Source organism: Pseudomonas sp. PAMC25584 (genome assembly GCF_058135675.1).
In genome coordinates this window covers 4,829,060-4,843,029 of the sequence record NZ_CM176870.1, presented here as the reverse complement: position 1 = coordinate 4,843,029, position 13,970 = coordinate 4,829,060, and the positions used below count along the sequence as shown (strand labels likewise).

Here is a 13,970-nt window from a genome sequence, read left to right as displayed (position 1 = left end):
TCAGGCGGGGAGGAATTCAGGTGATGGCGGACCGGTTTTGTTCCGCCACCTTTTACGCGCACCCGTCAGGGAGGGGGGTATGTCTTCTCAATCAGAATTTGATTTGCTGCTGTTGATTCGTTGCGTTTGCGCCAGCACTCGTTGCGTTACTTAGAAGGTCTTTTGCGACACCCATGGCCATACTGGCGGCTTGCTCTGCCAACGGCAGTAACACCGGGGCGAGTGCTGAGGCTGCTGCTCCTAATCCTGCTGCGCCTGCGATCATAAGTTAATTCTCCGACATTGAATGAAAGGGACATTCCTCTCACTGCCTGGGTGGCAATTTCCGAGTAGTTGGTTCCGTCATGCCCGGCTGGCGCCGCCGTCGAACGCACACAAAAAAGCCCGGCAATCGCCGGGCTCTTTTTACTGCAAGCGTTGCTTAGGCAGTGAAGGTCTTGCCTTCGAACTGCTCAGTCACGAACTTCCAGTTGACCAGGTTCCAGAACGCTTCCACATACTTTGGACGCACGTTGCGGTAGTCGATGTAGTAAGCGTGTTCCCAGACGTCGCAGGTCAGCAGCGGGGTGTCGCCGCTGGTCAGCGGGTTGCCGGCGCCGATGGTGCTGGCCAGGGCCAGGGAACCGTCAGCCTTTTTCACCAGCCAGCCCCAACCGGAACCGAAGGTGCCGACGGACGTCTTGGTGAATTCTTCCTTGAACTTGTCGAAAGAACCGAACGCAGCGTTGATGGCTTCAGCCAGCGCGCCGGTCGGTTGACCGCCGGCGTTTGGCGCCAGGCAGTTCCAGTAGAAGGTGTGGTTCCAGACCTGAGCGGCGTTGTTGAAGATACCGCCCGAAGAAGATTTGACGATTTCTTCCAGGGTCTTGCCTTCGAACTCGGTGCCAGGCACCAGGTTGTTCAGGTTCACGACATAGGTGTTGTGATGCTTGTCGTGGTGGTATTCCAAGGTTTCCTTGGAAATGTGCGGCTGCAGGGCATCGTGTGCGTAGGGCAGCGGCGGCAATTCGAAAGCCATGATGATTCTCCTAATCAGGTCAGTTGCGGTGAGCGCAAGGCCGATCACGGGCGGCCAAACAAGCGCCGGGGAGTTTGTACTCTTTGCGGCGCAGGGTCAGGATCATAGCACCGGGGGTGTGGCAAAACCACGCAACAACTGTGTGGGATAGAGGTTCCAGAGCGTTTTGGAATATTCATTACGCGCTGATCAATTGATAGGCCACGCTGAACATCATCGCCGCCACCAAAAGGTCGAGTAGACGCCATGTCGTCGGACGTGCGAGCCACGGGGCCAGCCAGGCGGCGCCCAGCGCCAGCGTGGCGAACCACAGGAACGAAGCGCTGGCCGCGCCGGCTACGTAGGCGCCGGGTTCGGTCTGTTGGGCGCCCAGCGAGCCAATCAGCAGCACCGTATCCAAGTAAACGTGGGGGTTGAGCAGCGTGACCGCCAACGCGCTGAGCAACACGGCGCGCAATGAGCGCACCTTGTGGGTGTCGCCCTGGTCCAGGCTCTGTTTCGAACAGGCCCGCCGCAGCGCGCAGGCGCCGTACCACAGCAGGAACGCGGCGCCGCCCCAGCGGGCAATCCCCAGCAGAATCGGGCTTTGCGCCAGTACCGTCGCCAGTCCGAATACCCCGGCGGCCACCAGCAGCGCGTCGCAGACGACACACAGGGCCGCCACCGGCAGGTGGTGTTCACGACGCAGGCTTTGCGCCAGCACAAAGGCATTCTGCGTGCCGATGGCCATGATCAGCCCCAAGGCGACCAGCAGGCCGTTCATATAGCTTTGCCACATAGTTGAAGATCCTTGCTCAGGCCGAAACGATGCTGGCTATCTTCCCAGGCATGGCTGTATAAGAAAAACAAATATTGCTGATCGCCCATTAGAGAAACTGATGTTCGACTATAAATTGCTCTCCGCCCTGGCGGCGGTGGTGGAACAAGCCGGCTTCGAGCGCGGCGCCCAGGTGCTGGGGGTGTCGCAATCGGCGATCTCCCAGCGTATCAAGCTGCTGGAGGCTCGGATCGGCCAGCCGGTGCTGGTGCGGGCCACACCGCCGACGCCCACCGATATCGGCCGGCGTCTGCTCAACCATGTGCAACAGGTACGGCTGCTGGAGCGCGACTTGCAAAGCCAGGTGCCGGCGCTGGATGAAGAAGGCATGCCCGAACGCCTGCGTATCGCATTGAATGCCGACAGCCTCGCCACGTGGTGGGCCGAGGCCGTCAGCGACTTTTGCGCCGAGCAGCATTTGCTGCTGGACCTGGTGGTAGAAGACCAGACCGTCGGCCTCAAGCGCATGCGTGCCGGTGAAGTGGCGGCCTGTATCTGCGCCAGTGAACGCCCGGTGGCCGGTGCGCGCAGCCTGTTGCTGGGCGCGATGCGCTATCGGGCGCTGGCGAGCCCGGCGTTTATCGCGCGGCACTTCCCCAGCGGTGTGCGCGCCGATCAACTGGCGCGCACGCCGGCCTTGGTATTTGGCCCGGACGATTTCCTGCAACACCGCTACCTGGCCGCGCTCGGGGTGGACGGCGGTTTCGAGCACCATTTGTGCCCCTCGTCCGAAGGGTTTATCCGCTTGGCGGAAGCCGGGCTCGGTTGGGGCCTGGTGCCTGAACTGCAGGTCAGCGACCAATTGCAAAGGGGCATATTGGTCGAGTTATTGCCAGATAAGCCCATCGATGTGCCGCTGTACTGGCATCATTGGCGCAGTGGCGGGCAACTGTTGGGTTTGTTGACTGACCATCTGGCTCAGGCCTGTGGTCAATGGTTGGTGCCGTTGGACTGATGGCGGGCGTCAAGGCAACAGCGATGAAAAACGAAAGAACACGGAGTAACACATGAAGATTCTGGTCACCGGCGCAAGCGGCTTCATCGGCGGGCGCTTTGCGCGTTTCGCCCTGGAGCAGGGCCTGGACGTGCGGGTTAACGGGCGACGCGCCGAAGGTGTGGAACACCTGGTACGGCGCGGTGCCGAGTTTATCCAGGGTGATTTGAATGATGCCGACCTGGTGCGCGAGCTGTGCCGCGACGTCGAAGCCGTGGTGCATTGCGCCGGCGCCGTCGGGCTGTGGGCGCGCGCTCAGGACTTCCATCAGGGCAATGTGCTGGTGACCGAAAACGTCGTCGAAGCCTGCCTCAAACAACGGGTTGGGCGCCTGGTTCACTTGTCGTCGCCGTCGATCTACTTCGATGGGCGCGACCACCTGGGGCTGACCGAGGACCAAGTGCCCAAGCGCTTCAAGCATCCCTATGCCGCCACCAAGTACCTGGCCGAGCAAAAGGTCTTCGGTGCCCAGGAATTCGGTCTCGAAGTCCTGGCCCTGCGTCCGCGTTTTGTCACGGGCGCTGGTGACATGGGCATCTTCCCACGCCTGCTGAAAATGCAGCGCAAGAACCGCCTGGCCATCGTCGGCGACGGCCTGAACAAGGTCGATTTCACCAGCGTACACAACCTTAATGAAGCGCTGCTCAGCAGTTTGCTCGCCACCGGTTCGGCGTTGGGCAAAGCCTACAACATCAGTAACGGCACCCCGGTGCCGGTGTGGGATGTGGTGAACTACGTGATGCGCCAGATGGATTTGCCTCAGGTCACGCGGTATCGGTCCTACGGTTTGTCCTACAGCGTCGCGGCGTTGAACGAAGCATTCTGCGCGATGTGGCCCGGGCGCCCGGAACCGGCGTTATCGCGTCTGGGCATGCAGGTGATGAACAAAGATTTCACCCTCGACATCAGTCGCGCGAGGCATTATCTCGACTATGAGCCCAAGGTCAGCCTGTGGACGGCGCTCGACGAGTTCTGCCACTGGTGGAAGGCTCAGGAACCGGGGCTGAAGTAAGCTCACAAGCGGCAACACATCGGGAACCGAATTCAGCGTTCCGGGTCGATCAGTGCGGCGCGACAGCGGTTTATACTCCCGTCGCCCGGCTTTCCAGGTAGCCATTTCACGATTCAGGGTTGATTCATGCGCAACGATGCCAACGACGATTTCGACAATGTTCCCAGCCTGCGGGCCGACACCTTGGACGATGATGATTTCGTGCCGACCGCCGCCACCTCCGTGCGCTCGCGCAACACCCCCGTGGTCAAGGTCAAAAGCGCCAGTACCGGCCCGCTGTGGGCCTTGGTCGGCGCGCTGCTGATCGCCTTTGCCGGCCTGGCCTGGTGGAGCTTCCAGCAGATTTCCCTGATGGGCCAGCAACTGGTTGCCACCCAGGAAAGTTTTGCACGCATCAGCGAAGAAGCGGCAGGGCGCCTGCAGGATATTTCCGGCAAGTTCGTCGCCAGTGAAGCCAGTGTGAACAACGGCAGCGAAGCGCTGAAACTGCAGATCAGGCAGCTGGAAACCCAGTTGCTGGAGCAGGGCAAGCAGCAAGTCGGCGTGGCCGGCCAGGCCACCGAGCTGGACAAGCGCCTGGCCCAAATGACCGCCGGCACCACCGACCTGTCCAACGCCAACGCCAAGTTGCAAGGCCAGGTGCAAGCGTTGACCGACGCTGTGGCCGGCCTCAAGGCGGCGCAAGGGGAGGCCGCCAAGCGCGATAGCGAGATCAGGGATCTGGTCGCTGACGTGGCTGCCTTGAAGAAACAGGGCAGCCCGAGCGCCGCCATCGCCCGTCTTGAACAAGACATGGTGGTGCTAAAGAGCGCGCAGGACAACCAGCCGGCCAATAGCGACGCGCCGACCAATAAAGAGTTCGACGTGTTCCGCATTCAGACCACCCGCAATATCACCACCTTGCAGAGTCAGGTGCAGAACCTGAACCAGCGCCTCAATTCGCCGGCCGCAGCCTCGCCCATCGGCCAGTAAAGGTCTTGGGGAATGTCACCATCTGGTGACATTTTCCTTGTCCTTCGTTACATGCCCTCATGCCGCCCTTGTTTAGACTCCGGTCATCCCGCCAAAAATAATAAGGGCCTGCCATGACTACCCAACCACAGCCTGCCGGCAGTTGGCTGAACGCACCCGCCCATCATGCCTGGCTCGCCAACGAAGGCCAGCGCCTGCTGTCATTCGCCAAGGCCTCGCGCCTGGCCGACGGTTTCGGCAACCTCGACGATAAAGGCCAGTTGCCGGCTAATGCGGTTGCCGAAACCATGAACACCGCGCGCATGACCCATAGCTTCGCCATGGCCCACGCGATGGGGCTGCCGGGGTATGCCGAGCTGGTCGAGCACGGGGTTGCCGCCCTCAGCGGCCCGCTACGCGATAACACGCACGGTGGCTGGTTCGCCGCGCCCCACGCCGTGGATGGCAATACCGGCAAGGCTGCCTACCTGCACGCCTTTGTCGCCCTGGCCGCCAGCTCTGCAGTGGTTGCTGGCGCACCCGGCGCACAAGCCCTGTTGAACCAGGCCATCCAGATGATCGAGCAGTTTTTCTGGAGCGAGGAGGAGGGCGTCATGCTCGAATCCTTTGTCCAAGACTGGAGCGGTCTCGAAGCCTATCGCGGCGCCAACAGCAACATGCACGCGACGGAAGCGTTCCTGGCTCTGGCCGATGTCACCGCTGACACACGCTGGCTGGACCGCGCGCTGCGCATTGTCGAGCGCGTGATCCACACCCACGCTGCCAGCAACCGGTTCATGGTGATCGAGCATTTCGACACCCAGTGGACACCCTTGTTCGGTTACAACGAAGACAACCCCGCCGACGGCTTCCGCCCCTATGGCATCACCCCAGGCCACGGTTTCGAGTGGGCGCGGTTGGTGTTGCACCTGGAGGCTGCACGCCTGCAAGCCGGGCTGGCCACGCCGGACTGGCTGGTGACCGACGCCAAGGGCCTGTTCGCCAGCGCTTGCGACTACGCCTGGGCCGTGGATGGCGCCCCCGGCATCGTTTACACCCTGGACTGGAACCAGCGCCCAGTGGTGCGTGAACGCCTGCACTGGACCCATGCCGAAGCCAGCGCCGCCGCGCAGGCCCTGTTAAAACGCACCTTCGATCCACATTACGAAACCTGGTATCGGCGTTTCTGGGAGTTTTGCGACGCCCATTTCATCGACCGTATCCACGGCAGTTGGCATCACGAACTCAGCCCACAGAACCAACCCAGCAGCAAGATCTGGGGCGGCAAACCGGACCTGTACCACGCCTGGCAAGCGGTCTTGCTGCCGACGCTACCCTTGGCGCCCAGCATGGCCAGTGCATTGGGTCGCGGGTGCTATGTCACCGAGTTGTGACATTTGTGCGTCCCTTTGTTACCTGCGCTTGAAAAATCCCTGTTTAAACTCCGTGCAGCGCAAGCTCTAGACTTGCATGCATAACAACAAGAAAAGGTACTCAGATGAACGCGATTAATCGCCTCGCCGTCGCTATTTCCATTGCCTCGTTGTTTCCCCTCAGTGCATTTGCCGCCGACTCGAAAGGCACGGTTGAAGTTGTGCATTGGTGGACCTCGGGCGGTGAAAAAGCGGCTGTAGATGTCCTGAAGGCCCAAGTTGAAAAAGACGGCTTCACCTGGAAAGACGGTGCTGTCGCAGGTGGCGGTGGCGCCACGGCCATGACCGTGCTGAAAAGCCGCGCGGTTGCCGGCAACCCACCCGGCGTAGCCCAGATCAAAGGCCCGGACATCCAGGAATGGGCGTCAACCGGCCTGCTCGACACCGACGTCCTCAAAGACGTCGCCAAAGAAGAAAAATGGGACTCCCTGCTCGATAAGAAAGTCTCCGACACCGTGAAGTACGAAGGTGACTACGTCGCCGTACCGGTCAATATCCACCGCGTGAACTGGCTGTGGATCAACCCGCAAGTCTTCAAGAAAGCCGGTATCACCAAGAACCCAACCACCCTCGAAGAATTCTACGCCGCCGGAGACAAACTGAAGGCCGCCGGCTTCATTGCGCTCGCCCACGGTGGCCAGCCGTGGCAGGACAGCACGGTGTTCGAAGCGGTCGTTCTCTCGGTGATGGGTGCCGATGGCTACAAGAAAGCCATGGTTGACCTGGACAACGGCGCGTTGACCGGTCCGCAAATGGTCAAGGCGCTGACCGAGCTGAAGAAAGTCGCGACCTACATGGACGTCGATGGCAAAGGCCAGGACTGGAACCTCGAAGCCGGCAAAGTCATCAACGGCAAGGCTGGCATGCAGATCATGGGTGACTGGGCCAAGTCCGAGTGGACCGCCGCGAAGAAAGTCGCCGGCAAAGACTACGAGTGCGTAGCCTTCCCGGGCACTGAAAAAGCCTTCACCTACAACATCGACTCCCTGGCGGTGTTCAAGCAGAAAGACAAAGGCACTGCGGCCGGTCAGCAGGACATCGCCAAAGTCGTGCTGGGTGAGAACTTCCAGAAGGTGTTCAGCATCAACAAGGGTTCGATCCCTGTGCGTAACGACATGCTGAACAAAATGGAATCCTACGGTTTCGACTCCTGCGCCCAGACTGCGGCCAAAGACTTCCTGGCCGACGCCAAGACCGGCGGCCTGCAGCCAAGCATGGCGCACAACATGGCCACCACTCTGGCCGTGCAAGGCGCGTTCTTTGATGTCGTGACCAACTACATCAACGACCCGAAAGCCGACCCGGCCGATACCGCCAAGAAACTTGGCGCTGCGATCAAGTCTGCCAAGTAACGGTTGACCGGGTGGGGGAGCCCTGGCCCCCGCCCGGCATGTTCCTGTAGTCCTTTTCCCTTGTATTGGATTTCCCCATGAGTTCTGTTGCTGTGTTCAGCAAAGCCTCGCCGTTCGATGCACTGCAGCGCTGGCTACCCAAACTGGTGCTGGCGCCGAGCATGTTCATCGTGTTGGTGGGCTTCTACGGCTACATCCTGTGGACGTTCGTGCTGTCGTTCACCACGTCGACGTTCCTGCCCAGCTACAAATGGGCGGGCCTTGCGCAGTACGAGCGGTTGTTCGACAACGACCGCTGGTGGGTGGCGAGCAAGAACCTGGCGCTGTTCGGCGGGATGTTCATCGGTATCACCTTGGTGATCGGCGTGACGCTGGCGATTTTCCTCGACCAGAAAATCCGCCGCGAAGGCTTTATCCGCACCATTTACCTGTACCCGATGGCGCTCTCGATGATCGTCACCGGTACGGCCTGGAAATGGCTGCTAAACCCAGGCATGGGCCTGGACAAACTTCTGCGGGACTGGGGCTGGGAAGGCTTCCGTCTCGACTGGCTGATCGACCCGGATCGCGTGGTCTATTGCTTGGTGATTGCTGCCGTGTGGCAAGCCTCCGGCTTCATCATGGCGATGTTCCTGGCCGGCCTGCGGGGTGTGGATCAATCGATCATTCGTGCCGCGCAGATCGACGGCGCGAGCCTGCCGCGCATCTACTGGAGCGTGGTGCTGCCAAGCCTGCGTCCGGTGTTCTTCAGTGCGGTGATGATCCTGGCGCACATCGCGATCAAGAGCTTCGACTTGGTGGCGGCGATGACCGCTGGCGGTCCTGGCTACTCGTCCGACCTGCCGGCGATGTTCATGTACTCGTTCACTTTCAGCCGTGGCCAGATGGGCATGGGCTCGGCCAGTGCAATCCTGATGCTCGGTGCGATCCTCGCGATCATCGTGCCGTACCTGTACTCCGAGCTGAGGACCAAGCGTAATGACTAGTCTTGCCGCAAAACCTGCCATCAGCCTGAGCCGCATCGCAATCTACGCGGTGCTGATCCTCGCGGTGCTGCTGTACCTGGTGCCGCTGGTGGTGATGTTGCTCACCAGCTTCAAGACCCCGGAAGACATCAGCACCGGCAACCTGTTGAGCTGGCCGACCGTGGTCACCGGCATCGGCTGGGTCAAGGCCTGGGCCACGGTGGATGGCTACTTCTGGAACTCGATCAAGATCACCGTGCCGGCCGTGCTGATTTCCACCGCCATCGGTGCGTTGAACGGCTATGTGCTGTCGTTCTGGCGCTTCCGTGGTTCGCAACTGTTCTTCGGTTTGCTGTTGTTCGGCTGCTTCCTGCCGTTCCAGACCGTGTTGCTGCCGGCCTCGTTCACGCTGGGCAAAATGGGCCTGGCGAGCACCACCACCGGCCTGGTGTTTATCCATGTGGTCTACGGCCTGGCGTTCACTACGCTGTTTTTCCGTAACTACTACGTGAGCATTCCGGATGCGCTGATCAAGGCGGCGCGCCTGGACGGTGCAGGTTTCTTCACCATCTTCCGCCTGATCATCCTGCCGATGTCGACGCCGATCATCATGGTCTGCCTGATCTGGCAGTTCACCCAGATCTGGAACGACTTCCTGTTCGGCGTGGTGTTCTCCAGCGGCGACTCGCAGCCCATCACGGTGGCGCTGAACAACCTGGTCAACACCAGCACCGGGGCCAAGGAATATAACGTGGATATGGCGGCGGCGATGATCGCCGGGCTGCCGACCCTGCTGGTCTATGTGATCGCAGGCAAGTATTTCGTGCGCGGCCTCACGGCCGGCGCGGTCAAGGGGTAATCATGGCTACGCTTGAACTTCGCAATGTAAACAAGACCTATGGCGCCGGCCTGCCCGACACCTTGAAGAACATCGAGCTGTCGATCAAGGAAGGCGAGTTCCTGATCCTGGTCGGCCCGTCGGGGTGCGGCAAGTCCACGCTGATGAACTGCATCGCGGGCCTTGAGACCATCACCGGTGGCGCGATCATGATCGGCGACCAGGACGTCAGCGGCATGAGCCCTAAGGATCGCGACATCGCCATGGTGTTCCAGTCCTACGCGCTGTACCCGACCATGAGCGTGCGTGAAAACATCGAGTTCGGCCTGAAGATTCGCAAGATGCCTCAAGCCGATATCGACGCCGAAGTGGCGCGGGTGGCCAAGCTGTTGCAGATCGAACACTTGCTCAACCGCAAACCGGGCCAACTCTCCGGCGGTCAGCAACAACGGGTGGCCATGGGCCGCGCCCTGGCGCGTCGGCCGAAGATCTACCTGTTCGACGAACCGCTGTCCAACCTCGATGCCAAGCTGCGCGTCGAGATGCGTACCGAAATGAAACTGATGCACCAGCGTCTGAAAACCACCACCGTCTACGTCACCCACGACCAGATCGAAGCGATGACCCTGGGTGACAAAGTGGCGGTGATGAAGGACGGCATCATCCAGCAGTTCGGCACGCCGAAAGAGATCTACAACGACCCGGCCAACCTGTTTGTGGCGAGTTTTATCGGTTCGCCGCCGATGAACTTCATCCCCCTGCGCCTGCAACGCAAGGATGGTCGCCTGGTGGCCCTGCTCGACAGCGGCCAGGCCCGTTGCGAGCTGCCGCTGAGCATGAGCAATGCCGGCCTTGAAGACCGTGACGTGATCCTCGGCCTGCGCCCGGAGCAAATCGTGCTGGCGACGGGTGAGGGCAACGGTTCGTCGAGCATTCGTGCCGAAGTCCAGGTCACCGAGCCGACCGGCCCGGACACCCTGGTGTTCGTGCAGCTCAATGACACCAAGGTCTGCTGCCGCCTGGCGCCCGATCTGGCACCGCAGGTGGGCGAGACCCTGACCCTGCAATTCGATCCGGCCAAGGTGCTGCTGTTCGACGCCAACACCGGCGAGCGCCTGGGCACTGCCGCGTCTTTGCCCACCCAGGACCGTGCCGACAACGTGGCTCAGTTCAAGGGTCGATGAAAATATAAGCTGTTGTTTTTGAAAGAAAAAGTGAACCGCGTTAGATAAAAACAGTTTAATAACAATAAAGACGAGGATGTAGGGATGAAAAAGCAACACAACAACACTCGGCTGATCTGCCAACTGTCAGCAGCGGCAGCCCTGGTCTTGTCCGCCAATGCGATGGCGGCCGATGCGTTCAGCGCCGATTCCAAGTGGATGACCGGCGATTGGGGCGGCGAGCGAACCAAGCTGATCGAGCAAGGTATCGACATCAAGGCTGACTACGTTGGGGAAGTCGGTGGCAACCTGCACGGCGGCTACAACAACGACAAAACGGCGCGTTACGCTGACCAGTTCGGTCTGGGCGTGGCACTGGACCTGCAAAAACTGTGGGGCTGGGATAACACCCAGGCGAAGATCCAGTTGACCAACCGTAATGGCCAGAACATCTCCAACGACCGTATCGGTGATCCTCGTGCCGGCACCTTGAGCTCATCTCAAGAAGTGTACGGTCGTGGCCACATGGTGCGTCTGACCCAGTTCTGGATTCAGCACCAGATGTTCGACAACAAGCTGGACGTGAAGCTCGGTTACTTCGGTGAAGGCGAAGACTTCAACACCTTCCCGTGCGACTTCCAGAACCTGTCGTTCTGCGGCTCCCAGGTCGGTAACTATGTGAACACCTGGTACAACTGGCCGGTCGCCCAGGCCGCTATCCGCGTGAAGTACAACATCACGCCTGAGCTGTATGCGCAGATCGGTGCATACAATCAGAACCCGTCGCAGTTGGAGCACGGCAACGGCTTCAAACTCAGCGGCAGTGGCACCAAGGGCACCGTGATTCCGGTGGAATTGGTCTGGTCGCCGAAGGTCAATAACCTGCCGGGCGAATACCGTGTGGGTTACTACAAAAGCGCCGCCGATGCTGCCGATGTACGTGAAGACGTCAACGGTAACGATGCGGCCACCACTGGCGCAGCTTACCGCACCCACAGCAGCAAAAAAGGCTACTGGTTCGTTGCGCAGCAGCAACTCACTACCCATAACGGCGACGCTTCCCGCGGCCTGAATATCGCGGCCAACGCCACGTTCCACGACAAGGAAACCAACACCGTCGATAACTACCAGTCGATTATGTTGGTGTACAAAGGGCCTTTCGATGCGCGTCCAAAAGATGATGTGGGGATTGGTGCCGCTCGTCTGCACGTCAACGATGACGTGCGCAAAAACGCTGAGTTGGCGAACGAGGCTGGCGGTTTCACCGATTACAGCCAAGCCGGTTACGCGCCACTGCGCAGCACCGAATACAACTACGAAATCAACTACGGCTTCCACGTCACCAACTGGCTGACCGTGCGTCCCAACCTGCAATACGTCACTCATCCGGGCGGCGTGGATAAAGTCGACAACGCCTTGGTCGCCGGTCTGAAAATTCAGTCGGTGTTCTAACGCGGTTGCGATAAGCTCTTCCTCTCTGTGCGCATTTTGCGGATAGCCATGGCTATCCGCTTTTTTTTGGGTTGCACTGTGAAGATATTCAGGACCGTGGCACATGCATGAGCATCCACTGCAACGCTTTTTCAAGTCCCTGCGCGAGCGTCCGGTATTCGCCTGGGAGCGCTTCCAGGTGCGTGACGTGTTGGTGATCGACCATCCGCTGTGCCAGGCGGTATTCAGCCGCCAGGGCGCGCAATTGCTGCATTTTCAGCCTCGAGGGCAGAAACCCTGGTTGTGGTGCGCGGCCAAGTGGCCGCAAGTCGGCGCTATTCGTGGCGGCGTGCCGGTGTGCTGGCCGTGGTATGGCCGGCATCCCAGCGAAAATGCGTGGCCGTCCCATGGTTGGGCGCGGCTGATCGACTGGAAACTGCTCGACAGCAGCACCGACGATGACGGCGTGCGCCTGCACTGGCAGTTGCAGTTGTGCGACTGGCAGGTGGACTTGCACGCGCACCTGGGCGAAACCCTGGAACTGCGCTTGAGTACCGAGCATCAGGATGAACTGCCGTGCCAACTGAGCCATGCTTTGCACGCTTACTGGCGTATTGGCAATGTCGGTGAGATAGCGCTGTCTGGGCTCGACGGGGCGCAAGGGTATGACCAGCTCAATCGCCAGGCTTGCCAGCAGGAAGGCGAACTGCGCGTGGAGGGCGGGTGCCAGCGGGTGTTCCAGCATGAGGGCGAGTTACAGCTCAAGGACCACGCCTGGCAGCGCGAATTGTGCATCGACACCGGCGACAGCGCCGACACCGTGGTGTGGCACCCGGGCAGTCGGCCGCTGTTGGGCGTCAGTTTTAATGAGGCGTCGGGGTTTGTGTGCGTGGAGTCGGCAATGGCCGGGGCCAGCCTGGCGCCGGGGGAGAGGGCGCATTTGAGTTTGCAGGCCCGGGCTGGGGTTTAGCGCTGTTGCTATACCGTCTTCGCGAGCAAGCCCGCTCCCACATTTGAACCGCATTCCAAGGTAGGACTCGTCAAAATGTGGGAGTGGGCTTGCTCGCGTAGAGGCCGGGACTGCTGGAGGCATTGTCTGCCTCAGTTGAACTCATCTCCAACCGGATACCGGCTGTCATTCAAGCTCTCTTTGATCTTGCGCAGATGCGGCTGGAAATCCACGCCACGGCGCAACGTCATGCCGGTTGCCAGTACATCCAGCACCGTCAGCTGGATGATCCGCGAGGTCATCGGCATATAGATGTCGGTGTCTTCCGGCAGCGGAATGTTCAGGCTCACGGTGCTGACCTTGGCCAGCGGTGAGTTCTCGGCGGTCACGCCCAGCACCGATGCGCCGTTTTCCCGGGCGATACGCGCCACTTCCACCAGTTCGCGGGTACGCCCGGTGTAGGAGATGATCACGAACAGCTCGCCGGTGTGGGCCACCGAGGCAATCATGCGTTGCATCAGCACGTCGGCATGGGCAGTCACCGACAGGTTGAAGCGGAAAAACTTGTGCAACGCATCCATGGCCACCGGTGCCGACGCGCCGAGGCCGAAGAAGTGGATCTGGCGCGCCTGGATCAACAGGTCCACGGCCTTGCTGATCAGGTTCGGGTCGAGGGCCTGGCAGGCGCTGTCCAAAGAGGCAATGGCGCTGCCGAAGATCTTCTGGGTGTAGGCCTCGGGGTTATCATCGGCCTCCACTGCGCGACTGACATACGCCGCACCGCTGGCCAGGCTTTGCGCCAGCTGCAATTTAAGTTCAGGGTAACCGCTGACACCAAACGAGCGGCAGAAACGGTTGACCGTCGGTTCACTGACCGAGGCGGCTTGGGCGAGGGCTGCGATCGAGAAGCGGGTCGCCTGCTGTGGGTTGAGCAGGATGACCTCGGCGACTTTTTTCTCAGCCTTGTTCAATTCTTCGAGGCGGTTCCGGATCTGTTCCAGAAGATTTCGCACGCGGTCCATACAGTCTTTCCTTGGGGCGACGATG

13 protein-coding genes are annotated in these 13,970 nt (G+C 60.5%); 10 read left to right on the top strand and 3 right to left on the bottom strand.

Annotated elements, in window-relative coordinates; all coding sequences use genetic code 11:
* Positions 1 to 421: 421 nt before the first annotated feature.
* Together ACS5Q8_RS22505 and ACS5Q8_RS22500 are read right to left on the bottom strand one after the other, a co-directional pair.
* Positions 422 to 1,018 (bottom strand): superoxide dismutase, encoded by a 597-nt coding sequence (locus ACS5Q8_RS22505; protein WP_322147070.1) that lies wholly within the window; start codon positions 1,016 to 1,018, stop codon positions 422 to 424.
* 178 nt (positions 1,019 to 1,196) lie between these two features.
* Positions 1,197 to 1,796, bottom strand: a complete 600-nt coding sequence (locus tag ACS5Q8_RS22500; RefSeq protein ID WP_276194579.1) for a LysE/ArgO family amino acid transporter — start codon at positions 1,794 to 1,796, stop codon at positions 1,197 to 1,199.
* Between the two features lie 100 nt (positions 1,797 to 1,896).
* Here ACS5Q8_RS22500 and ACS5Q8_RS22495 point away from each other — a divergent pair, with 100 nt between their 5' ends.
* From ACS5Q8_RS22495 to ACS5Q8_RS22450, 10 genes are all read left to right on the top strand, one after another.
* On the top strand, positions 1,897 to 2,790 hold the full coding sequence (locus tag ACS5Q8_RS22495) for a LysR family transcriptional regulator ArgP (protein ID WP_276194578.1): 894 nt from the start codon (positions 1,897 to 1,899) through the stop codon (positions 2,788 to 2,790).
* A gap of 52 nt (positions 2,791 to 2,842) precedes the next feature.
* Positions 2,843 to 3,841 carry an NAD-dependent epimerase/dehydratase family protein gene (locus ACS5Q8_RS22490; RefSeq protein ID WP_276194577.1) on the top strand — a complete coding sequence of 333 codons (999 nt, stop codon included), beginning with the start codon at positions 2,843 to 2,845 and terminating at the stop codon, positions 3,839 to 3,841.
* A 126-nt stretch (positions 3,842 to 3,967) separates the two neighbouring features.
* On the top strand, positions 3,968 to 4,813 hold the full coding sequence (locus ACS5Q8_RS22485) for an ATPase (protein WP_276194575.1): 846 nt from the start codon (positions 3,968 to 3,970) through the stop codon (positions 4,811 to 4,813).
* Between the two features lie 113 nt (positions 4,814 to 4,926).
* Positions 4,927 to 6,186 (top strand): D-mannose isomerase, encoded by a 1,260-nt coding sequence (locus ACS5Q8_RS22480; protein WP_465159414.1) that lies wholly within the window; start codon positions 4,927 to 4,929, stop codon positions 6,184 to 6,186.
* 104 nt (positions 6,187 to 6,290) lie between these two features.
* A complete protein-coding gene (locus ACS5Q8_RS22475) occupies positions 6,291 to 7,577 on the top strand; it encodes an ABC transporter substrate-binding protein (protein WP_276194573.1) in 1,287 nt (428 codons plus the stop codon).
* Positions 7,578 to 7,654: 77 nt separating this feature from the next.
* Positions 7,655 to 8,563 (top strand): carbohydrate ABC transporter permease, encoded by a 909-nt coding sequence (locus tag ACS5Q8_RS22470; RefSeq protein WP_003175732.1) that lies wholly within the window; start codon positions 7,655 to 7,657, stop codon positions 8,561 to 8,563.
* Complete coding sequence (locus tag ACS5Q8_RS22465) at positions 8,556 to 9,401, top strand: carbohydrate ABC transporter permease (protein WP_046382285.1); 846 nt, start codon at positions 8,556 to 8,558, stop codon at positions 9,399 to 9,401. Before ACS5Q8_RS22470 ends, ACS5Q8_RS22465 begins: the two co-directional genes overlap by 8 nt.
* 2 nt (positions 9,402 to 9,403) lie before the next feature.
* Positions 9,404 to 10,564, top strand: coding sequence for an ABC transporter ATP-binding protein (locus ACS5Q8_RS22460; protein WP_247403271.1), 1,161 nt, complete (start codon positions 9,404 to 9,406; stop codon positions 10,562 to 10,564).
* Positions 10,565 to 10,648: 84 nt separating this feature from the next.
* Positions 10,649 to 11,995, top strand: a complete 1,347-nt coding sequence (locus ACS5Q8_RS22455; protein WP_465159413.1) for a carbohydrate porin — start codon at positions 10,649 to 10,651, stop codon at positions 11,993 to 11,995.
* Between the two features lie 103 nt (positions 11,996 to 12,098).
* On the top strand, positions 12,099 to 12,944 hold the full coding sequence (locus tag ACS5Q8_RS22450; RefSeq protein WP_247403274.1) for a D-hexose-6-phosphate mutarotase: 846 nt from the start codon (positions 12,099 to 12,101) through the stop codon (positions 12,942 to 12,944).
* 131 nt (positions 12,945 to 13,075) lie between these two features.
* On the opposite strand, the gene ACS5Q8_RS22445 is transcribed toward ACS5Q8_RS22450, so the two are convergent.
* Positions 13,076 to 13,936: a MurR/RpiR family transcriptional regulator gene (locus tag ACS5Q8_RS22445; RefSeq protein WP_253400433.1), complete on the bottom strand. Its 861-nt coding sequence runs from the start codon at positions 13,934 to 13,936 to the stop codon at positions 13,076 to 13,078.
* Between the last annotated feature and the right edge of the window lie 34 nt (positions 13,937 to 13,970).